10 protein-coding genes are annotated in these 23563 nt (G+C 40.4%); 8 read left to right on the forward strand and 2 right to left on the reverse strand.

Annotation, left to right across the window (positions count from 1 at the left end; all coding sequences use genetic code 11):
• The first annotated feature begins 37 nt into the window (after positions 1-37).
• The 5 genes from IGJ28_RS06735 to IGJ28_RS06755 all read left to right on the forward strand — a co-directional run bounded on the left by IGJ28_RS06735 (position 38) and on the right by IGJ28_RS06755 (position 15870).
• Positions 38-1228 (forward strand): phosphoglycerate kinase, encoded by a 1191-nt coding sequence (locus IGJ28_RS06735; RefSeq protein WP_003127563.1) that lies wholly within the window; start codon positions 38-40, stop codon positions 1226-1228.
• A gap of 69 nt (positions 1229-1297) precedes the next feature.
• Positions 1298-2053, forward strand: a complete 756-nt coding sequence (gene tpiA / locus IGJ28_RS06740) for a triose-phosphate isomerase (protein WP_252712515.1) — start codon at positions 1298-1300, stop codon at positions 2051-2053.
• A 111-nt stretch (positions 2054-2164) separates the two neighbouring features.
• The gene (gene eno / locus IGJ28_RS06745; RefSeq protein WP_003127565.1) at positions 2165-3466 is read left to right on the forward strand and encodes a surface-displayed alpha-enolase; all 1302 of its coding nucleotides are present in this window, start codon (positions 2165-2167) and stop codon (positions 3464-3466) included.
• A gap of 227 nt (positions 3467-3693) precedes the next feature.
• Positions 3694-4806, forward strand: a complete 1113-nt coding sequence (gene glf, locus IGJ28_RS06750) for a UDP-galactopyranose mutase (protein WP_081131216.1) — start codon at positions 3694-3696, stop codon at positions 4804-4806.
• A gap of 159 nt (positions 4807-4965) precedes the next feature.
• The gene (locus IGJ28_RS06755) at positions 4966-15870 is read left to right on the forward strand and encodes a KxYKxGKxW signal peptide domain-containing protein (protein WP_438845296.1); all 10905 of its coding nucleotides are present in this window, start codon (positions 4966-4968) and stop codon (positions 15868-15870) included.
• Between the two features lie 136 nt (positions 15871-16006).
• Here the strand turns inward: IGJ28_RS06755 and secA2 are convergent, their stop codons facing one another.
• Positions 16007-18376 carry an accessory Sec system translocase SecA2 gene (secA2, locus tag IGJ28_RS06760; protein WP_438845297.1) on the reverse strand — a complete coding sequence of 790 codons (2370 nt, stop codon included), beginning with the start codon at positions 18374-18376 and terminating at the stop codon, positions 16007-16009.
• Positions 18377-18417: 41 nt separating this feature from the next.
• Positions 18418-18873, reverse strand: coding sequence for a hypothetical protein (locus IGJ28_RS06765; protein WP_081131219.1), 456 nt, complete (start codon positions 18871-18873; stop codon positions 18418-18420).
• Between the two features lie 262 nt (positions 18874-19135).
• Here IGJ28_RS06765 and IGJ28_RS06770 point away from each other — a divergent pair, with 262 nt between their 5' ends.
• From IGJ28_RS06770 to asp2, 3 genes are read left to right on the forward strand one after another with little or no spacing between them, the layout of a single operon-like run.
• Complete coding sequence (locus IGJ28_RS06770; protein WP_252712194.1) at positions 19136-20353, forward strand: accessory Sec system protein translocase subunit SecY2; 1218 nt, start codon at positions 19136-19138, stop codon at positions 20351-20353.
• Positions 20354-20374: 21 nt separating this feature from the next.
• Entirely contained in the window at positions 20375-21976 is a 1602-nt protein-coding gene (gene asp1 / locus IGJ28_RS06775; RefSeq protein WP_230321091.1) for an accessory Sec system protein Asp1, read from the forward strand.
• Positions 21963-23555 (forward strand): accessory Sec system protein Asp2, encoded by a 1593-nt coding sequence (asp2, locus tag IGJ28_RS06780; protein WP_252712195.1) that lies wholly within the window; start codon positions 21963-21965, stop codon positions 23553-23555. Before asp1 ends, asp2 begins: the two co-directional genes overlap by 14 nt.
• Positions 23556-23563: the final 8 nt, after the last annotated feature.

The raw sequence follows: 23563 nt of genomic DNA on the forward strand, positions 1-23563 counted from the left end.
CGCTTTTTTTAACAATTACATTAGGAGGAATCTGTTCATGGCTAAAATGACAGTTCAAGATATCGATTTAAAAGATAAAAAAGTTCTTGTGCGTGTGGATTTCAATGTTCCATTGAAAGACGGTGTGATCGGTGACGACACTCGTATCAAAGCAGCACTTCCAACAATTAATTACGTGATCGAAAATGGCGGAAAAGCAATTCTTTTCTCTCACTTAGGTCGTGTCAAAGAAGAAGCAGATAAAGAAGGCAAATCTTTAGCACCAGTAGCAAAACGTCTAGGCGAATTGTTAGGCAAAGAAGTGACTTTCGTTCCTGAAACACGTGGGGAAAAATTGGAAGCAGCAATCAACAACATGAAAGACGGCGATGTTGTTGTTTTCGAAAACACTCGTTTTGAAGATGTTGACGGCAAAAAAGAAAGCAAAAACGATCCAGAGCTTGGTAAATATTGGGCTTCATTAGGGGATGTTTTTGTCAATGATGCATTTGGTACAGCTCACCGTGCCCATGCTTCAAACGTCGGAATCGCTTCTACAGGAATCCCAACAGTTGCTGGATTCTTAATGGAAAAAGAAATCAAATTTATTGGTGAAGCAGTCGAAGAACCAAAACGTCCAATGGTAGCGATTCTTGGTGGTGCGAAAGTATCTGACAAAATCGGTGTCATTGAAAACTTGATTCCTAAAGCAGACAAGATCTTGATCGGTGGCGGAATGACTTATACATTCTACAAAGCAAAAGGAATGGAAATTGGTAACTCTCTTGTTGAAGCGGATAAAGTTGAGTTGGCAAAAGAATTGATCGAAAAAGCTGGCGATAAACTTGTTTTACCAGTTGACTCAATCACAGCTGCTGAATTTTCAAATGATGTTCCAACAGAAGAACATACTGGTGATGTTCCTGAAGGTCAAATGGGCTTAGATATCGGACCTGAAACAATTGCATTGTTCGCTGAAACATTAAAAGGTGCAAAAACAGTTGTTTGGAACGGACCAATGGGTGTGTTCGAAATGTCAAACTTTGCTAATGGTACCATCGGTGTTTGTGAAGCAATCGCAAACCTTGAAGATGCAACAACAATCATCGGTGGTGGAGATTCAGCTGCAGCTGCAGAACAATTAGGTTTTGCTGATAAATTCACTCACATCTCAACAGGTGGCGGTGCTAGTTTAGAACTTCTAGAAGGTAAAACTCTTCCTGGATTAGCAGCAATCAACGACAAATAATCAAGCAATGACGCGGCTGCGTTGCAATAAGCAGCCGTGACCCTTAAATAACAAAGGAGTGCCAGAAAAATGCGCAAACCAATTATTGCCGGAAATTGGAAAATGAATAAAACTGCGAAAGAAGCAAAAGAATTTGCTGAAGCAGTCAAAACAAAAATTCCTAGCAACGATAAAGTAGATTCTGTTATCGGAGCACCAGCGTTGTTCTTGGAAACATTAGTAACAGCTGCAGAAGGTACAGAATTAAAAATTGCTGCTCAAAACAGCTACTGGGAAAATGAAGGTGCCTTTACAGGAGAAACTTCACCAGCTGCTTTAGCTGACTTAGGTGTTGACTATGTAATCATCGGTCACTCAGAACGCCGTGAATATTTCCATGAAACTGACGAAGACATCAACAAAAAAGCGAAAGCGATTTTCGCAAATGGTATGATCCCAATCCTATGTTGTGGTGAATCTTTAGAAACTTATGAAGCTGGAAAAACAGCTGAATGGATCGAAGGACAAATCACTGCCGGTTTAGAAGGATTGACAGATGGCCAAGTCAGCAATCTAGTCATTGCTTACGAACCAATTTGGGCGATCGGTACAGGTAAATCAGCAGATGCACAAATTGCTGATGAAATCTGTGGTGTTGTACGTCAAACAGTTGAAAAATTATACGGTAAAGCAGTTTCTGATGCTGTACGTATCCAATACGGTGGTTCTGTAAAACCTGAAAATATTGCAGAATACATGGCAAAAGAAAATGTAGATGGAGCATTAGTTGGCGGCGCAAGCTTGCAAGCTGATTCATTCCTAGCATTGTTGGATGCAGTAAAATAATTTCATTCTCATGAAAATATTGTTTGCAGAAAACAGCTTTTTTCACTACAATTAAGATGTTCGCAAGGGAGATTCCCTTAAGATAAAACAAACTCAAAGGAGAGACAAAACATGTCAATTATTACTGATGTTTACGCACGCGAAGTCCTAGACTCACGTGGTAACCCAACTATCGAAGTAGAGGTCTACACAGAATCAGGTGCTTTCGGCCGTGGAATGGTTCCTTCAGGAGCTTCAACAGGTGAACACGAAGCAGTTGAATTACGTGATGGCGACAAAGCTCGTTATGGTGGTAAAGGTGTAACGAAAGCAGTTGACAATGTAAATAACGTCATTGCTGAAGCAATCATCGGCTACGATGTACGTGACCAAATGGCTATCGATAAAGCAATGATCGCTTTAGATGGAACTCCTAACAAAGGCAAATTAGGTGCTAACGCAATTCTTGGTGTTTCTATTGCCGTTGCTCGTGCAGCTGCTGATTATTTAGAAGTACCTTTATACCACTACTTAGGCGGATTCAATACAAAAGTATTGCCAACACCTATGATGAACATCATCAACGGCGGATCTCACTCAGATGCTCCGATCGCTTTCCAAGAATTCATGATCTTGCCTGTAGGCGCACCTACATTCAAAGAAGGTCTACGTTGGGGTGCTGAAGTATTCCATGCATTGAAATCAATCTTATCTAAACGTGGTTTAGAAACATCAGTAGGTGACGAAGGTGGTTTCGCTCCTCGTTTTGAAGGAACTGAAGATGGTGTTGAAACAATCTTAGAAGCTATCAAAGCTGCTGGTTTAGAACCAGGTAAAGACGTTTACCTAGGATTTGACTGTGCTTCTTCTGAATTCTACGAAAATGGCGTGTACGACTACACGAAATTTGAAGGCGAAAACGGTGTGAAACGTACAGCTGCAGAACAAGTTGACTACTTGGAAGAGTTAGTTAACAAATACCCAATCATCACAATCGAAGATGGTATGGATGAAAACGACTGGGATGGTTGGAAACTATTGACTGAACGCCTAGGCGACAAAGTTCAATTAGTTGGTGACGACTTGTTTGTTACAAACACTGAAATCCTTGAAAAAGGAATCAAAAACGGTATCGGTAACTCAATCCTAATCAAAGTAAACCAAATCGGTACATTGACTGAAACATTCAATGCGATCGAAATGGCTAAAGAAGCTGGTTATACTGCCGTTGTTTCTCACCGTTCAGGTGAAACAGAAGATTCAACAATCTCTGATATCGCAGTTGCAACAAATGCTGGCCAAATCAAAACTGGTTCTCTTTCACGTACTGACCGTATTGCTAAATACAACCAATTACTACGTATCGAAGACCAACTTGGTGAAGTTGCTGAATACAAAGGCTTGCAAGCTTTTTACAACTTGAAAAACAAATAATCTTTCGATGATTACATTGCTCTGAAAGAGCAGCGGTTGATTTAACAACCGCTGTGATTTCAGAGCTTTTTTGCTGTCTGGATTAAGTGATTTGAATCAAGACTTATTTTTCTCATGGAACAGAGAGCAGTCTTTTCTTCTTTATTTTCTTTTTCTAAAAAAAGAAATTATAGTTCTGGTTTAGCGAAACTCTATAATAAAAGAAAAAATAAATTTAGGAGAAATACATGGCGTATGATTATCTAATCGTTGGTACAGGACTATTTGGCTCGGTTTTTGCTTATGAAGCAGCTAAACGGGGTCACTCGGTGAAAATGTTGGAAAAACGAGCACATATTGGTGGCAACTGTTATACAGAAAAACAAGTCGGAATTGACATACATAAATATGGTGCGCATATCTTTCACACATCGAGCAAAAAAATTTGGGACTACGTCAATCAGTTTGCTGATTTTTATCCCTATATTCATGAACCTATTGCAAACTATAAAGGTGAGCTATATAATCTCCCCTTCAATATGAACACGTTTTACCAATTATGGGGAACCAAAAGACCAGATGAAGCTCGCATCAAATTAATGGCTCAAATTGAAAAGACAGGAATAAAAAGACCCCGAAATTTAGAAGAACAAGCTCTTTCTTTGGTGGGGACAGATATTTATCATAAGCTGATCAAAGGCTATACGGAAAAACAGTGGGGACGAGGATGTGCTCAGCTACCTTCTTTTATTATTAAAAGACTGCCGGTCCGGTATACATTTAACAACAATTATTTTACGGATACTTTTCAAGGCATTCCAAAATTGGGCTATACAGAAATGATTCAAAAAATGCTTTCAAATCCACTGATTGAAGTTTCTTTAGAAACTGATTTTTTTGCAGACCGTACGCGTCATGAAGCATCAACCAAGAAGATTGTTTATACTGGAATGATTGACCAATATTTTGATTATTGTTACGGGGAGTTGGCCTATCGTTCTTTACATTTTGAAACTGAAACATATGATACAGATAATTATCAAGGAACAGCAGTCATGAACTTTACAGACAGTCAAACGCCCTATACGCGAATCATTGAGCATAAACATTTTTGTCCAGTTGTGACAAAAAAAACAGTTGTCACGAAAGAATTTCCAAAAACTTGGCGGAAGGGAGACATTCCTTACTACCCAATTAACGATCAAATCAACCATGCACTGTATCGCAAGTATGAAAAATTAGCGCATCAGCAAAAAAAATGTTTATTTGGTGGGCGTCTAGCAAACTATCGTTATTATGATATGGATGATACGATTGCAGCCGCTTTAAAACTAGTCAAACATGAATTTCAAGCAGAGTAACTTCTTTTATGGAAGAGGTTGCTCTTTTTTTGTCCCGATTCTGGGACAAAACGTAACTTTTTTACTAGTTATGAAATAATGAATTGTCCTATCTTTTAAAAATAGGACTAGGGGAAGCTTATAAAAATAGTTTTATGAAAGGGGAGAAAAATAAACGTAATGAGTAAAAAGAATAATTATCGAAAGTTGCTACGCTCCAATAAGAGTGAACGCTACAAGATGTATAAAAGCGGAAAACATTGGGTCTATGCAACGATCACTTCTTTTACTGGCATTGCTGGATTGAGTATCACACCAATCGTGGCGCATGCTTCAGAAATCACACCGCCTTTAGATGCAAGTAAAGAAGCAAATGCCGAGAACGTCTTGGCAAATAAAACGAATGCCAAAATTCCTGCTTCATCGACGCAAGAAAGTGAGGCTACTTCACAATCTGAAAGCATACGTCCATCGGAAAGTTTTTCTGAATCCGAAAGCAACACCCAGTCACAAAGTGCGACAGAGTCAACGAGTGTAACAGAATCACAGAGTATGAGTGATTCAGAAACTGAAAACAATGCTACCAGTATCGAGGCATCTCAAAGTGTTTCTGAATCAAGGAGTCTTTCGGAAGAGAAGAGCGGATCTGAATCAGAAAGTTTGAGTATCTCTGAAAGTGCCTCGATTTCTGAAAGCGGCTCATTGTCGTCAAGTGCCTCAGAATCGACAAGTCTATCGTTGTCACAATCGACAAGTGGCTCTCATTCAACTTCAGTAAGTCAAAAGAACCAACCAAAACAAACTGTTTCCGAAAAAAATAAAGTGGAGTCACAAAAAGCACAAGATCTCTTCGATCAATTAGTACCCAAGAAAGTACAAGCGTCGGTTGACACCACGACGAATGCATTAGAAATTGTTGTCAAAGATGGCAAATCACCAAGCACATCTTTGATTCGGTCAGCACAACAATATGCTAGTGCCAATAATTTGATTGCTAGTTTTGCCATCACCACCCAATCAGGGCAGATTGTTAAAATCAATGTTTCTGCGGATCCAGATATGGGCCGAGAAGAATTTGAACAGGCAATCAACGATGGTAACAAAACCAATTCACCTTCTGGGGTGACGGTTGATGTTCCGGACCAAGTGAAAAATAAGGAATTATACAAGCAAACAGCTATTGCTAATGGCACTTATGCAGCAGTGAATGACTGGGCTACGCTGAAAGCAGCATATGGAAATGCTTCGATTACCTATATTGAGGTAACCGCTAATATTACGGCAGCTACCAATGTGGCTACCCGTGATTTAGGATGGCGGGCAACGAGTGTGATTATTGACGGTAATGGGTTTACAGTCAATATGGCAGGAGCAGCATTTAATGTAGGGACAAGTTCTACAGTTCGCGGTTCTATCTTTACGATCACAGATGTGAATTTGATTCATTGGCAATCAGGAACCCTCTCGGGAGACAGTGGCACAGGTAATGCAGATGGAGTGATCGATTCACGATCAGCAACCGGTGGTTATGGGTACTGGTTCTTCAATATCAATAATGTGACTCTCGAAGGTCGAGATGGAGTTAACGGGACAGATACCGCTTATCAACCACGACGATTGCTGGATGCAGAGGACAGTCACGTTACTTTATCAGGTAAAATCGTCGCAAATGTCAAACAAGAATTGATGCAAATTGGTGAAGTAGCAATCGCTAACGGAGCCCATGTAGAGTTGAATCGGACAGCTGGTACTACCGGCTACTCCATGTTTTACTATATGGCAATCCGTGGCAATAATGCGAGTGATACAGGATTCAATCACACCTTTAAAGTGGGCGATGGCGCGACAATTATTGGAAACGAGCTTAGTACCTATAACAGCAACAACTATCCCCTTGTCTATTATGGATTTAACTCAATTACTGTCGGAGATGACGTAACTTGGAAACAAGACGGTTTCCAAATGCTACTCGATTTTTCTCGTTACTCGGGAAGTCAATCAAATGACCGAACCGCAACTTTTGGTCAAAATCTGCAGATGACGGCTACTCGCACAGTAGGATCGAACTCGTTGAATGTCACAGATAGGGCGGTTGTTACATTTAATGCAGGAACGGTACTTGATCTGCAACAATGGAATGCCAACACTGTTGTGAACGTGGCTTCCGGTGCAACAGTTCGCTTTATTTCACCGCGGGCATTGCACTTAGCCCGTCTAACTTCTTCAGGAGCTGTTTCGGCAGGTCGATTGATTACCGGTTCGGGAACATTTGTCATGAATAATTCTCAGATCAGTACATGGCAAGGCAGCAGTAGCCAAACCGCTGCTCCAGAAGGCAACCGTAACTTAAAATTCGTGGAAATGACTATTTCAGGTTCGACAACAACTATTAAAGATACGGCTGGAAATGTTACTACATCTAACATTGTAGACACTTCTACCCGTGAATTAGCGACTGTTGCGATTGCGCCAGGAACCGTAACCGTAAATTATGTTGATCAGTACGGCAATATTATTAAAACTGTTGATATGCCAATTGATCCAGACGTTAATTACATTGGTGAGTATCTTGATTTGCAAACATTGGAGTATGCCAAGGAGTTAATGCCTGAAAATTATATGTGGGCAATCGGTACCCAAGTTGCTAGTTCAGCTAAAAATGATGGTCAAAGCGGCGGAGATAGTACGACTAATGCCGATAATGGGGACAGCTATGGGCAAGCGACGGTTGCGATTGTTCCAATGGAGAACACAAATTATACTTATAATATTTATGTATATGGTGTTGCCAATCATTCGGTTCAGTACCAATATGTCGACGTTAAGACTGGTCAAGTAATCTCTTCTGAGTATATGAATGCTGGTACCGAAGCTTCCGGAACAGATAGAATTCCTGCAAACTACGGGAATGTTATCGATTGGACAAATAGTTACTATACTTCGACTAATTTGCCTCCAGGTTACTATTATGCAACAGGTGCCGTATTGAATGGCAATGTACAGCCTGGATCTACTACAGTCGGAACTGAAGCGAGTCTGACAACCATTTACGTTGCAGCAGACACACAAACTGTCAATGTAACTTTTGTTAATTCAGATGGCCGTCCGTTACAAAACCAAGTTGGCACAGTTGCTATCAATGGGACGACTGGTCAAGAACTAAGCTATTCTGACTTAATCGCGGATTACCTAACTCAAGCTGGTTATTATGCAGATCAAACTGGAACATTTGTTTTTGATAGTACTAGTAATAATGGCAGTACAACAGACAGTGATCAACAATTTATTACGATCACTCTTTATCCATCCTATCAAGAAGTCGGTGTCGTTGGTAATAATCAACCTGAATCAGATCCTGCTACAGGGGAAGCATTTGAGCAAATCCCAGGAACTGTCACTGTTGGAAAATATGGTACTTCCGGTGTTTCAAATGAAAGTTTCACTCTTGGGGTGACAGATGCAGATTTAGAGAGAAACGGGTATATCTATACGGTTACAGGACCAGATGGAGTAGTCTACAATACATTAGCGGAAGCTATGGCTGCCAATCAAACTTTTGATACTACCAGCAATGGAGCATCTCAAACGGATTCTTCGCCACAGATGTTTACGGTCAATTATGAACAAGACCCGGTATCATTGTCTACGTCCGAGTCTATTTCGGGAAGCGAATCATTATCAGAATCCATTGTTACTTCTACTTCTGAGTCAGAAAGTGTTTCTCTTTCTCAATCAATTTCAGAAAGTGACTCATTATCAGAATCGATCTCTATTAGTGATTCAGAATCAATTTCTACATCAATTAGTGCGTCTGTTTCAGTATCAGATTCAGAGAGCAACTCAGTGTCATCGTCTATTTCAGAAAGTGAATCTGACATGAATGACTCGACTTCTGAATCATTGTCAACATCAATCTCTACTTCAACTTCTTTAAGTGATTCAGAATCGGTTTCGATTTCATTGAGTGACTCAGAGTCAACGTCTCTTTCTATCAGTGAATCTGTTTCGGTATCAGACTCAGAAAGTGGTTCGTTATCTACATCTATTTCAGAAAGCGAATCAATGTCTCTATCAATTTCTATTAGTGATTCAGAATCGTTGTCAGAATCCCTATCTGAAAGTATTTCAACATCTATTTCATTATCGGATAGTGATTCAATGTCAGAAAGCCTTTCGGCATCAGAATCGTTATCTATATCAGCTAGTGTATCAGAGTCTGATTCGGAAAGTGATAGTTCCAGCTTAAGTGCGTCTGTTTCTGGATCATTGAGCAACAGTACAAGTGATTCTGAAAGTTTATCTTTATCAGAGTCAGTATCAGTTTCACTCTCGGAATCACTAAGTGAATCCACGTCACTATCTCTGTCAGAAAGTGACTCAGTATCAGAAAGTATTTCAGCATCAGAATCATTATCTGTCGCTATCAGTGAATCGGATTCTTCTTCCCTCAGTGAAAGCATTAGTTTAAGTGAATCTATTTCTGATTCGTTGAGTGCAAGCATGAGTTTATCCGAAAGTTTATCGGAGTCAGAATCGATCTCAAATTCAATTAGTACGTCGATGTCATTGAGCATTAGCGATAGTAATAGTGAGTCTAGTAGTGAATCAGCCAGCTATAGCGGCAGTACGAGTGTAAGTAATAGCGATTCAACAAGTGAAAGTATTTCTGCAAGTAATTCACTATCAGTAAGTATCAGTGAGTCAACCAGTTTGAGCACATCAATCAGTGATTCATCCTCATTGAGTACAAGTATTTCTACCTCACTAAGTGCGAGCGAATCTGCAAGTTACAGCAGTAGTACGAGCGTAAGTAACAGTGATTCGACAAGTGTGAGTACGTCAGTTAGCGAATCAACATCTACAAGTATCAGTGACTCAATCAGTGCCAGCATATCAGCTAGTGATTCTTTATCGGTAAGTATTAGTGATTCAACAAGCTTGAGTACCTCACTTAGTGATTCATCCTCAGTGAGTGTCAGCGTTTCGACATCACTAAGTGCAAGTGAATCAACAAGTTACAGCGGCAGTACGAGTGTAAGTAATAGCGACTCAACAAGTGAAAGTACGTCAGCTAGTGAATCAACATCTGCAAGTAACAGTGACTCAACAAGCTTGAGCACGTCAATCAGTGATTCATCCTCATTGAGCACAAGTATTTCTGCATCACTAAGTGCGAGCGATTCTGCAAGCTATAGTGGTAGTACGAGCGTAAGTAGTAGTGAATCGACAAGTGCAAGTACGTCAGCAAGTGAATCAACATCTGCAAGTATCAGTGAGTCAACAAGCTTGAGCACGTCAATCAGTGATTCATCCTCATTGAGCACAAGTATTTCTGCATCACTAAGTGCGAGCGATTCTGCAAGTTACAGCGGTAGTACGAGCGTAAGTAACAGTGATTCGACAAGTACAAGTACGTCAGCAAGTGAATCAACATCTGCAAGTATTAGTGAGTCAACAAGCGTAAGCACATCAATCAGTGACTCATCATCACTAAGCACTAGCGTAAGTATCAGCGAGTCAGCAAGCTTGAGCACGTCAATCAGTGATTCATCCTCATTGAGCACAAGTATTTCTGCATCACTAAGTGCGAGCGATTCTGCAAGCTATAGTGGTAGTACGAGCGTAAGTAGTAGTGAATCGACAAGTGCAAGTACGTCGACTAGCGAATCAATATCTGCAAGTATTAGTGAGTCAACAAGCGTAAGCACATCAATCAGTGACTCATCATCACTAAGCACTAGCGTAAGTATCAGCGAGTCAGCAAGCTTGAGCACGTCAATCAGTGATTCATCCTCATTGAGCACAAGTATTTCGGCATCACTAAGTGCGAGCGATTCTGCAAGCTACAGCGGTAGCACGAGCGTAAGCAACAGTGATTCGACAAGTGCAAGTACGTCAGCTAGTGAGTCAACATCTGCAAGTATTAGTGAGTCAACAAGCATAAGTACGTCGATCAGTGATTCGTTATCTGTAAGCACAAGTATCAGTAATAGTGAATCCGCAAGCGTAAGTACATCAATCAGTGATTCATCCTCATTGAGTACAAGTATTTCAACATCATTAAGCGCGAGTGATTCTGCAAGCTATAGTGGTAGTACGAGCGTAAGTAGTAGTGAATCGACAAGTGCAAGTACGTCGACTAGCGAATCAATATCTGCAAGTATTAGTGAGTCAACAAGCGTAAGCACATCAATCAGTGACTCATCATCACTAAGCACTAGCGTAAGTATCAGCGAGTCAGCAAGCTTGAGCACGTCGATCAGTGATTCATCCTCATTGAGCACAAGTATTTCGGCATCACTAAGTGCGAGCGATTCTGCAAGTTACAGCGGTAGTACGAGCGTAAGTAACAGTGATTCGACAAGTACAAGTACGTCAATGAGTGATTCATCATCACTAAGCACTAGCGTAAGTATCAGCGAGTCAGCAAGTACAAGTACGTCGATCAGTGATTCATCCTCATTGAGCACAAGTATTTCGGCATCACTAAGTGCGAGCGATTCTGCAAGTTACAGCGGTAGTACGAGCGTAAGTAACAGTGATTCGACAAGTACAAGTACGTCAATGAGTGATTCATCATCACTAAGCACTAGCGTAAGTATCAGTGATTCAGCAAGTACAAGTACGTCGATCAGTGATTCATCCTCATTGAGCACAAGTATTTCGGCATCACTAAGTGCGAGCGATTCTGCAAGTTACAGCGGTAGTACGAGCGTAAGTAACAGTGATTCGACAAGTACAAGTACGTCAATGAGTGATTCATCATCACTAAGCACTAGCGTAAGTATCAGTGATTCAGCAAGTACAAGTACGTCGATCAGTGATTCATCCTCATTGAGCACAAGTATTTCGGCATCACTAAGTGCGAGCGATTCTGCAAGTTACAGCGGTAGTACGAGCGTAAGTAACAGTGATTCGACAAGTACAAGTACGTCAATGAGTGATTCATCATCACTAAGCACTAGCGTAAGTATCAGTGATTCAGCAAGTACAAGTACGTCGATCAGTGATTCATCCTCATTGAGCACAAGTATTTCGGCATCACTAAGTGCGAGCGATTCCGCAAGCTTCAGTGGTAGCACAAGTGTAAGTAATAGCGAATCGACAAGTACGAGTACGTCGATCAGTGATTCATCCTCATTGAGCACAAGCATTTCTGCATCATTAAGTGCGAGCGATTCCGCAAGCTTCAGTGGTAGCACAAGTGTAAGTAACAGTGAGTCAACAAGTACAAGCACTTCGATCAGTGATTCATTATCAGTAAGCACAAGTATCAGTAATAGTGAATCCGCAAGTGCAAGTACGTCAATCAGTGATTCATCCTCATTGAGTACAAGTATTTCGGCATCACTAAGTGCGAGTGATTCTACAAGCTACAGCGGTAGTACGAGCGTAAGTAACAGTGAGTCAACAAGTACAAGCACTTCGATCAGTAATTCATTATCAGTAAGCACAAGTATCAGTAATAGTGAATCAGCAAGTGCAAGTACGTCGATCAGTGATTCATCCTCATTGAGTACAAGTATTTCGGCATCATTAAGCGCGAGTGATTCTGCAAGTTACAGCGGTAGTACGAGCGTAAGTAACAGTGAGTCGACAAGCGAAAGTACGTCAGTCAGTGATTCATTGTCAGTAAGCACAAGTATTTCCGCATCATTAAGTGCGAGTGATTCTACAAGCTACAGTGGTAGTACGAGCGTAAGTAATAGCGAGTCCACAAGCGAAAGCACGTCACTAAGTGATTCTTCGTCGCTAAGTACAAGCGAAAGCAACAGTGAATCAACAAGTACAAGTACGTCGATCAGTGATTCATTATCTGTAAGTACAAGTATTAGTAATAGTGAATCCGCAAGTGTAAGCACGTCAATCAGTGACTCTATGTCATTGAGTACAAGTATTTCAACATCACTGAGTGCGAGTGATTCTGCAAGTTACAGTGGCAGCACAAGCGTAAGTAACAGTGACTCGACAAGTACAAGTACATCAATCAGCGATTCGCTGTCTCTAAGCATGAGTATTTCCGCATCATTAAGTGCGAGTGATTCTGCAAGCTATAGCGGCAGCACAAGTGTAAGTAACAGTGACTCGATAAGTACAAGCACATCGCTAAGTGATTCATTATCTGTAAGCACAAGTATCAGTAACAGCGAATCATCAAGTGTAAGCACATCAATCAGTGATTCATCCTCATTGAGTACTAGTGGTTTGGTTTCACAAAGTGCGAGCGACTCTGCAAGCTACAGCGGTAGTACTAGTGCAAGTATTAGTGAATCAACAAGTACAAGTACGTCAGTTAGCGATTCGCGGGCTAGTGAAAGTCAAAGTTATAGCAGTAGTACTTCAGCCAGCTTGAGCCTGAGCACAAGTGTCAGCACTTCAGTCAGTGATTCTGCTTCAATTAGTTCAAGTATCAGCAACAGTGAATCGAATAGTATGAGTACGTCAATCAGTGATTCACGTTCTAGTATGAGTGAAAGCTATAGCAGCAGTACTTCGGCAAGTATTAGTCAAAGTACTAGTGACAGTTCTAGCTACAGCAGTAGTACCTCAGCAAGCATTAGTGCAAGCACTAGTGATAGTACAAGTATTAGTAATAGTGCTTCTGTAAGTATGAGCGAAAGTTTGAGTCTCAGCACATCAATCAGTGACTCGTTGTCAATCAGTGCAAGCTTGAGCAATAGCGATAGTCTTTCAGAAAGTAGATCATTAGCAAGTGAAAGTCAAAGCTACAGCAGTAGTACTTCTGCAAGTCTGAGTCTCAGCACAAGTACTAGTATTTCATTGAGTGATTCATCGTCAACTAGCATGAGCAACAGTACCAGCTTGAGTACTAGCTTGAGTCAATTGACAAGCGACTCGCTTTCCGAAGGGATTAGCTTAAGTAATAGTCTAAGTAATAGTTTCAGTAATAGTACTTCAGCTAGTACGAGTTTGAGCTCTAGTACAAGTCTAAGTGAACAACTATCACAATCAGTAAGTGCCAGCGAGTCACGGAGTGATAGCGTCAGCTATAGCAGCAGCACGTCAATTAGTACGAGTGAAAGCAGCAGTACTAGCTTGAGCGAATTACTATCTCGTTCAGCCAGTGCCAGTGAGTCGCGAAGCAATAGCTTAAGTCAAAGCACAAGTACTTCCTTTAGCGGAAGCAGCAGTACTAGCTTAAGTTTAAGTGAAATGAACTCTCAATCAACAAGTGCTAGTGAGTCACGGAGTGATAGTGTAAGCAACAGCATGAGCACTTCAATCAGTGATAGCTTGAGTGCAAGTACTAGCTTAAGTGATTTACTATCTAGATCAGAGAGTGCGAGTGAATCGCGAAGTGACAGCCTGAGCTATAGCGGCAGCACATCGATCAGTAACAGCTTAAGTTTAAGCACGAGCCAAAGTGATTTAGTATCTAGATCTGAAAGTGCAAGCGAATCACGTAGTTTCAGCACGAGTGATAGTGCTAGCACATCAATCAGCAATAGCGCTAGTGCAAGTGACAGCTTAAGTGATCTATATTCAAGATCGAATAGTTCTAGCCTTTCAACAAGTGACAGTACAAGTACCAATGATTCTGTCTCAGCAAGTGCTAGTGAAAGCACTAGCACCTCACAATCAATTAGTACGAGTCTAAGCGAATCGGCATCAATCAGTACGTCGCTTAGCGAAAAACAAGAAGTGATTGAGTCTCAAAGTGTGAGTGCTTCAACAAGTGATTCACAAAGTTCGAGTATAAGTGAATCAGTTAGCGTCAGCATCAGTACTAGCGAAAGCGAGCGGAATAGTACGGTGGTTTCACCTAGCGAATCAACTTCGATTAGTGAAAGTATTAGTACGAGTGAAAGTTTCCGAGATTCTGAATCGGTTAGTGCAAGTGACAGTACAAGTTTGAGTCAATCAATGAGCACTAGCGACCAAGTCTCTGCTTCTGAGAGTATAAGCGACAGCTCCAGCACTCGTGATTCTGAGTCTGAAAGCGCAAGTATTTCTACGGAAGAAAGCCGCAGTTTCAGTACAAGTGAGTCAATTTCTGCAAGTGAAAGCACATCGATTAGTCAAAGCGAAAGTGCAAGTATGAGTGAATCAGCCAGTGAAAGTACAAGTACGAGTGACAGTGAACGTGACTCAATGTCGAATAGTGCAAGTGTAAGTGATTCGAATTCAATGAGTGAAAGTACAAGTACGAGTGAATCCGTTAGCGAAAGCACAAGCATTAGTGATAGTGAGCGTGATTCAATGTCGAATAGTGCGAGTGTAAGTGATTCGAATTCAACGAGTGAAAGTACAAGTACGAGTGAATCCGTTAGCGAAAGCACAAGCATTAGTGACAGTGAACGTGATTCAATGTCGAATAGTGCAAGTGTGAGTGATTCGAACTCAACAAGTGAAAGCCTGGATGTGAGTGAATCAGCTAGCGAGAGCACAAGTATCAGTGATAGTGAACGTGATTCAATGTCGAATAGTGCAAGTGTAAGTGATTCGAACTCAACAAGTGAAAGTCTAAGTGTGAGTGAATCAGCTAGCGAAAGCACAAGCATCAGTGATAGTGAACGTGACTCAATGTCAAGCAGTGCTGAGACAAGTGAATCTGGCTCTACAAGCGATAGTACAAGTGCTAGCAACTCTGCTAGTCTGAGTGAAAGCTTTAGTGCTTCTGATCGGGACTCCGTCTCTATGAGCGCAAGCGAATCAATCAGCGAAAGTACAAGCATTAGTGAATCTGCTTCGTTAAGTACAAGTACAAGTGATGTCAACTCTGAAATCGTCAGTGACTATCATAGTAATAGTTTGTCTGAAAGTCTTTCAGAACTACAATCACAATCAACTAGTCAAGATCATTCACTTTCAGAAAGTGCATCAATCAGCGGATCTACTTCAACTCCTACAAATTCCGAGCAGAATAATGCAACGAATGGAAATACAGGAACGTCACAAGGCAACATAGGAGTGGGGGGACATGCGACTGGAGCCACTCTTCCTAAGACTGGTGAATCTGATGCAAGCGGTAGTCAAATGTCTCTTGCTGGAATTGCCGCGCTGTTAGCTGCGATTGCTTTAATGAAAAAGAAAAAAGATGCAGCAAAGCGTGAAACGGATTAATCAGTTCCTTTCAGTTTATGAAGGGCTGGGATAAATTTCCTAGCTCTTCTAAAATGATAGAAGTGTTACTACTCAATAAAAAAGCGTCACAGTTAGATTTGCCTAACTGTGACGCTTTTTTATTCGCTATAGCCGATTATGGAAATTCAACATCGAATGAACCATCTTCTGTTTTTACCAACTCGGATAATAATAAATTTCTGATTGCTTCTAGATAAATTGCTTCACGCATTTGAGTGAAAGAACGGTGTGCCTCTACTTGAAACTCATAGATGGGACGGTGTTGTCCCCAGTTTCTTCCATTGATGACTGTTTTCAATTGTTGCAAGTTGTCTGATTGTTCGATCCAAAGAGTATCCAACGCTTTTAAAAGAACAATTCGCTTGAAGAACAGCTGCTGGAAACTGTCTGGCATGAATTGCTGAATGTGAGTCAAACGATCTGAAATCAGAGCTAATAAGAATTTTTTGACGGTTCGTTTATTAAATTTATCCAGTTTCTCGATTTCAAAAATATCAAAATTATAGTCCAAATTATTAAAGATGAAATCAAGGATCGCTTGTTTATTTAGATTCTCTTTCTTAGTGATGAATTGATTGATTGCTTCTTCCATGCATTTGTTGAAGATTTTTTCTAACTCAACTGGCGTGCCTGTCATGATACTGTTCCTCATGCTGTACATTTTGTCTCTTTGAATGGTGATGATTGAGTCAAATTCTAGCGTTGTTTGACGTCCAGCAATTTCTTGATTTTTGCGATTGCTTTGAGACTGATTGATCAATTTATTGTATTTTTTCTTTTTTAATGGCTTGAAACCATTGGCTGATTTTTCTTGTTCAGTTAATAATTCTCGTTCCTGGGCTGCCCATTTAGGTGCACTTTCAACAACGATTTTATCCTCCATGGATACATAAAAAATGCTATCACCAGGGTCTCCTTGACGTCCGGAGCGCCCCCGCAGCTGATTATCGATTCGGTCACTGGTCATTCGTTCGGTTCCAACTACTAACAGACCGCCGTTTTCCCGCGCGTCTTGTTCAAGTTTAATGTCTGTACCGCGTCCAGCCATTGAAGTGGCTACTGTTACGGCCCCTTTTTTGCCCGCTTCTGAGATGATCCAGGATTCTTTGGTCGCTGTTGTAGCATTTAAAAGGTTATGAGGAATTCGATGCTTTAAGAGAATCAGAGAGTATAAAGTCGACATTGAGACCGATCCTGTTTCAATCAGAACGGGACGTTCTTGGATCAAAGCATTTTTTACTGCTTCTAAAGAAGCCATGATCTTTGACTGATTGGTAACATATACAAGGTCCTGATGATCTTTTCGGCGAATGGGTTTATTCGTTGGAATTTCGATTACGTCAATATTATAAGTTTCACGAAATTCGTCAGCGTCTGTTTTGGCTGTCCCGGTCATTCCGGATAAAATCTTGAATTTTCGGAAGAGATTCTGATAGGTAATGGAGCCCATGGATCGGCTTTCCGTGGTGATCTCTACACCTTCTTTGGCTTCGATTGCTTGATGAAGCCCAGCTTGTAGTTTTGTTCCGATCAACTTGCGCCCATTTGCTTCGTCAAGTAAGAGAATTTCATTGTCTTCCACAACATAGTCTTTGTTTAAGTGCAAGAGATAATTGGCCCGCAAGGCAATGACTAAATGGCGGTAAAGATTTTTCCATTTTTCTGAAAGAATGTTTTCGATACCTAAATAGTCTTCTGCTTTTTGAATACCTGTTTCTGTAAACCAGGCGTGGCGCTTATTTTCGCTCCTTAGGTAGTCTTTCCCTTCAATCAGGCTCTTTACAAACCAATCAGATAGCGTAAAAAAGTTGGACGGGACTTTGGGAGCTCCTGAAATGATCAATGGTGTTTGAGCCATATCGAGTAATATTGCATCAATTTCATCAATCAGTACATAATTGAAGTGGGGAACGTATTGTTCATCTGGAGAAACGGCCAAGTTGTCAAACAAGTAGTCAAATCCTAATGCGCTATGGGTAGTATAGACAATGTCTGCTGCATAGACGACCTCTTTGTCGACTTCTTCTCCTTCATCTTCATGTTCGGGGACTCCAGCAGCCACGGTTAGTCCTAGAAAACGATAGACTTTCCCGGTTTCCTCAATATCCCGCAATGCTAAATAGGTATTGGAAGTAATCAAAAAATTTCCTTTGCCTCCCAGACCGTGTAAGTACATCGGCATGGTGGCTGTCAATGTTTTTCCTTCACCGGTTTTCATCTCAGCAACATTGCCATAAAAAAGAGCAATCGCGCCAAGAATTTGGACAAAATAAGGTTCCATTCCTAAGACACGACGGTCTGCTTCGACAACTACAGCATAGGCTTGTGGGAGTATACTCTCTAACTTTTTTCCTAGTTCGAGTTGTTGACGAAAAAGAATAGTTTGCATTTGTAATTCTTGATCCGACAATTGCCGATACTTGTCTGCGAGATTTTGAACCTTTCTCGCTAACCGCATATATTTGCGAAATTTTTTATCTTTCATTTTTGCTGATCCTTCCCCAAAAAATTGATAGTGTTAGCAGATTAATTTGTGTTACTGGCTAATTTAGCACGAATCATTACGTCCTCTAGTTCAAAAAGATAATCCCGCATCAAATCATTGGCTTCTAAAAAAAAGACGATTTTTCCCTTCGGAGCAGCTAGTTTCATTTTTTTGGACGCAATAAGTGGTTCCTTGTTTTGATCAAGCAACGCTTCACCAGAACTTGTTACGAAGTGAAGGGAAAACGTATAGGTTTTGGTGGTGTCCATATTATAGTAGGGAAATTCCCCATGATAGATGGACTCTTGATCAGCTACCTCCAAAGTATCTTCAGTCCGTAAAACGACAGCTTTCAAGTCTAATCTAGGACTAGGTTCATTGTCAGGAGTCCTTGATTCTACAGTCTGTGTTTCATTATTCGTCAAAGTATCTTTCAAAAAAAAGATACCTCCTAACAGCAAAACAAGAGGTATGATGAGTTCAATTAGTTTCTTCATATGAAATCCTTCTTTTTGGGGATGTTTCTACGGAATTTTCTCCCCTTTTTTTTCCAATCCTCGTCATTCTCAGATGATCATCTAAAAATGAAGCGTTGTTTTCTTATTTGAATTTAAAACGATGATACCACAATGACTAACACCACCTTTTCATTTTTTTTTCGTTTCAACAAAAAAACAAATAAAAAAGGGGGATTTAAACTTGCTATTATTTTGTTAATCCTTACAGATGAAAAAAAAGTAAGAAAAATTGGAGATGAAAATGAAGAATCAAAAAGAACTCATTCGTAGGGTCATCGCGAGTTTCTTCCTGTTGTTCATCGTTGAGATAGGAAAGCATATTCCGATTCCTTTTTTTATTTCAGAAAAGATACCAGAGGAATCAACTAGCTTGATTCTGAAATTCTTAGCAACATCAACCGGTGGAAATTTCACTGTTCCAACGCTTTTTTCTTTAGGAATGGGACCGTATATGACTGCTCTGATCATCTGGACAACGATCAGCATGATTGATACAGAAAGTATCGGAAATCTTTCCACAAAAAGAATCGGCTATATTCAACGTTGTTTGACTCTTTTATTTGCTGTCCTTCAAAGTTGCGCATTAGTGTTAAAATTTCGTTCATCAATGATCGATCAAAAAGCTGTTGGGGGATCCGTTGTCTTGTTGTTTTTAGGAGCAGTCCTTATTTTGACTGCTGGAGGATTGTTCGTTGCGTGGCTAGCCGATATCAATATCGACAAAGGAATCGGTGGTCAAAGCTTGTTTATCGTTCCAGGTCTATTGATGAACATCCCAGCTATGTTAATTTCGGGACAAACAGAATCCGTCCACTTGAGTCAAAATTTTATGATTGGTTTGGTTATAGTGACTTTAATCTTTATTTATCTAACGCTTTTCCTTTACAGTGCAGAATACCGCATCAATATTGAACGGACAGGTATTGATAGTCGCTTCAACAATTCGTATATTCCCATTCGTCTTTTGCCTGCAGGAGCGATGCCGTTTATGTTTGCGGTAACCGTCTTTTCAATGCCGCAGCTTTTACTCTTGAATGAAAAGTGGGGAGACACAGGCTTTTCGAATTTTATTACGACTTACTTTTCATTTAATAATGTGCGGGGTGTTTTCACTTATGGTCTGATTCTCTATGTTTTAGGTTATGGATTTAGTTTTATTAACGTTCGACCTTACGATATAGCCAAAAATCTTAAAGAGACAGGAGACTATATTTTAAATATTGCACCTGGTAAACAGACGGAGAGATATATATTGAAGCGATTATCTACGGTTGCATTGCTTGGCAACAGTTATCTTGTGATCATTTCAATGATTCCGTTATTGATTGGGTTGCAAAATCAGATCATTTCCAACTTAGCTTTTTATTTTGGAAGTATTTTTATGTTGATCATTATTTTAGAAACTATCACAAATGAAATACGCTTCCTCTTTTCCAGACGCACTTACCGGATTTTTTAGAGGATGTTAGGAGGCAATTCTTTGAATTATTTTATTCCCGATTGGACGACCAGCAGCGGCAATTTAGAAAGTGACTACATGATGAATGTCATTCAGCTTTTCAAGAACAATCGAGAACCGTACCACTTATTGTTATTGGAACATATCCCGTTTTTGCGCTATAAAATGCATGCGTATGGGTTAGAAGCAGCTCAGATGACTTCGCTTTACGATCGCTTGCAAGATATTCACAAGATCAATGGGTTTCCTTTAGATGTAGATGACTTGCCTCTTTCTCACAATGTGGAGAAAGTCTATACGCCTTTTGGAATCACGTTGATCAAGGAAGATCAACCATTTGGTGAAATTCGTTTCAATGCTTTTGGCTTTGCGGAACAAATGTATTTAATGACGGACCCTTACCGACAAATTCTCTTCTTCGATGATCGAGGATTTATTTCTGCAAAATCATTGCAGACAGACAATGGGGAACAAGTAAAGAGGATTTACTATAACGAATCGGGAATGGAAAAATGTGTGGAATACTTTGGAGAAAATCCGCATGTTGAGCTGATTGATTCTCAAAGAATTGGACTAAAGAAAAGTCAGTATCGAAGTATGGAGGATCTTCTCTTAGAAATGATGAATCAATTTCAATGGAATAGTGAATCCGAAGATCAACTGATCTGTTTGACAAATGAGCGGAATCTGCGATTGGTCAAAACGAATGAGCAACGAAAGCGAGTGATTCAGATCGTTTCTGATGCTCACCAACTTTCAAAGTGTGCACCAGAGGAAAAAGCAGAATTGTGGGCAGCCGAAAATAAAATTATTACTGATTCCACTAGTAATCAAACAGCGCTCTTGTCTTTAATGAGACATTCCGGTGTCAATGACCCATCTCGTATACAGCGCATACCTATTTACACAACTTCTTTCCATCTAGGCAATAGCAACTCCATTCCGCAGCTGGTTCTTTATTGGAACGCCGGTGAGCTTAACGAAGACGTTCTGAGAATCCATCACTTATTGCTGCAAAAAGTCATTCAAAATGATCGTTATGACTTAATTATCGAAACGACGACATTCCAAAGCGAAGTCGTTTTACGTGAAGCACAAAAAGAAATGGTTGATACTCACTTTGGTGTCGATAGTGAATCTGAGGAGTATCAGAAGGTACTGAAGTATTTTGAAGCAAAAAAAGCCAAGAAGTTATTTAAAACAGATGAAGAGGCGATTGAAGAGATCCGAGAAAGTGAAAACTGGAGAAATCTGGTAGAAGCAGTTGATGTCAACTTCAGGATTCACTTTCGATTGGATTCTCACCTCACGACGATTCGACAGGATTTTAATGAGACACGTTTGTATATTGATTTGTCTGCTGAAGTTGATGTGCAGAAACAAGCATTGGCAGTAAGCGCAGGAATTCCTCAGCTCGTTCGGAAGAAAACCGATTATGTTGATGACCAAAAGAATGGGCAAATCATTGGTCAAATCAGAGACCTAGATCCAGCAATCGCTTTTTATATGGATGATTTAAACAATTGGAACCAAGCACTAGTAGAAAATATCAGTTATATTGAACGATTTAGCGAAGAAAATGTCATCAAACAATGGAGGGATCTGCTCTATGGCGTCGTCTAAACAAATAAAGATATTCCATATTGCGGCTGCAGCTGTTTCTTCAGAGTGGCAAAAACAGCTTTCTTCTTTGTTTGTTTATCAATGGCTTCCGTTAGCCTATGATTTCAGAAAAGATGAGCAGGAACTGCAGCTGTTCGAGAAAGACAAATATAACAGCAAGTACCATCGAGCCCTTTTTCTACTAGAGAAAGATGCGTTGATTCTTGAAGACAAGGAGCTATTGGAACAACTGCCAGCCTATCAAATCTTTTACGAAAAAAACTGTCAGCTGTCTCCCGAAGTTCAAGCGCTCTTCACATTAAAAGCAGCAAAACTGTTTGATGAACAACAGTTGGAAAATGTTTTTAGTAGCATCAATGAACAATTTTCAGCGAAGCAGCAAGGATATAAGTTATCGATGGATCACATGAAATTTAATAAAGATGTATCGTTGCAAATCACTAAAGAAGGACATGCAGCTTGTCAGGTAAAGGCACAATTGACACCAGATTATCAGCAAATCGCTACTTGGAAAATGACGAACCTGATCCCTAAAGAGGAACGGACATGTTTTTATCCCGAGATCGCAAATATCCAAGGAGAGGCGATACTGAAGATCAAACTTTTTTTCATCAAAGAAAACACAAATCAGGTCATTCAAGTGATTGAGATCGCCCACGATCGCATCCTAAATGGGGATCCGATTTACTTCAAATTGGATCAACAGGCATACATCAACGTCTCATTGTATGCCAAAGGAAATCAAGGACAATTTACGATCGGACAAATGCACTTGCGACGAGCAATGGCAGATGAAAGTGTCATGATTCCAGGGGGCGGCCGGATCCGGGATGATGAGCATCTGGGCGGAGAAGTGATCTATTACTTTAATCCAGGAGACCTAAAACCTCCATTAGCGGTTTATTTTTCCGGATATCGCTCTGCTGAAGGATTCGAAGGACGTGGAATGATGGGGAGCATGGGCTGTCCTTTTTTGCTGATTGGTGACCCCCGTCTAGAAGGAGGAAATTTCTATCTAGGCAGCCAGAAATTTGAACAAGAAATCGTAACAATCATATTAGAAAAACTAGCATTGTTGGGATTTCAAAAATCGGATCTCATTTTGTCTGGATTGTCGATGGGCACTTTTGGCGCTCTTTATTATGCGAGTGATTTGAGTCCAAACAGTGTCATCGTGGGGAAACCGTTGACGAATCTTGGATCTATTGCACTCAATGAACGCATCAATCGGCCAACAGGATTTCCAACCTCATTGGATATGCTGCTTTACAATATTGGCTTTGTTTCAGAAGAAGCAAGTAGTCAATTGAATGGACGTTTCTGGGAAAAGTTTAAAAGTGGAGACTACAGGCAAACGACATTTGCTATCGCCTACATGAAACAAGACGATTATGACATGGAGGCATTTCCAATGTTATTTGAATTTCTAAAAAACAATTTTCCCATGACTCGTGTTCTATATAAAGGCATGATAGGCCGTCATAACGACAATAGTCCCGCCATCAACAATTGGTTTTTGAAACAATACAAGAATATTCTTGTGCATACATTTCATCGGAATATCAAGAAAATTTTATAAGAAATGGG

The sequence above is a fragment of the Enterococcus sp. AZ091 genome (genome assembly GCF_051714805.1).
GTDB lineage: Bacteria > Bacillota > Bacilli > Lactobacillales > Enterococcaceae > Enterococcus_D > Enterococcus_D gallinarum.

Bases quoted from the DNA above. Each gene is read 5' to 3' on its own strand.
- eno (WP_003127565.1), top strand. From the start codon at position 2,165: ATGTCAATTATTACTGATGTTTACGCACGCGAAGTCCTAGACTCACGT.
- tpiA (WP_252712515.1), top strand. From the start codon at position 1,298: ATGCGCAAACCAATTATTGCCGGAAATTGGAAAATGAATAAAACTGCG.
- IGJ28_RS06755 (WP_438845296.1), top strand. From the start codon at position 4,966: ATGAGTAAAAAGAATAATTATCGAAAGTTGCTACGCTCCAATAAGAGT.
- IGJ28_RS06765 (WP_081131219.1), bottom strand. From the start codon at position 18,873: ATGAAGAAACTAATTGAACTCATCATACCTCTTGTTTTGCTGTTAGGA.
- secA2 (WP_438845297.1), bottom strand. From the start codon at position 18,376: ATGAAAGATAAAAAATTTCGCAAATATATGCGGTTAGCGAGAAAGGTT.
- IGJ28_RS06735 (WP_003127563.1), top strand. From the start codon at position 38: ATGGCTAAAATGACAGTTCAAGATATCGATTTAAAAGATAAAAAAGTT.
- IGJ28_RS06770 (WP_252712194.1), top strand. From the start codon at position 19,136: ATGAAGAATCAAAAAGAACTCATTCGTAGGGTCATCGCGAGTTTCTTC.
- asp2 (WP_252712195.1), top strand. From the start codon at position 21,963: ATGGCGTCGTCTAAACAAATAAAGATATTCCATATTGCGGCTGCAGCT.
- glf (WP_081131216.1), top strand. From the start codon at position 3,694: ATGGCGTATGATTATCTAATCGTTGGTACAGGACTATTTGGCTCGGTT.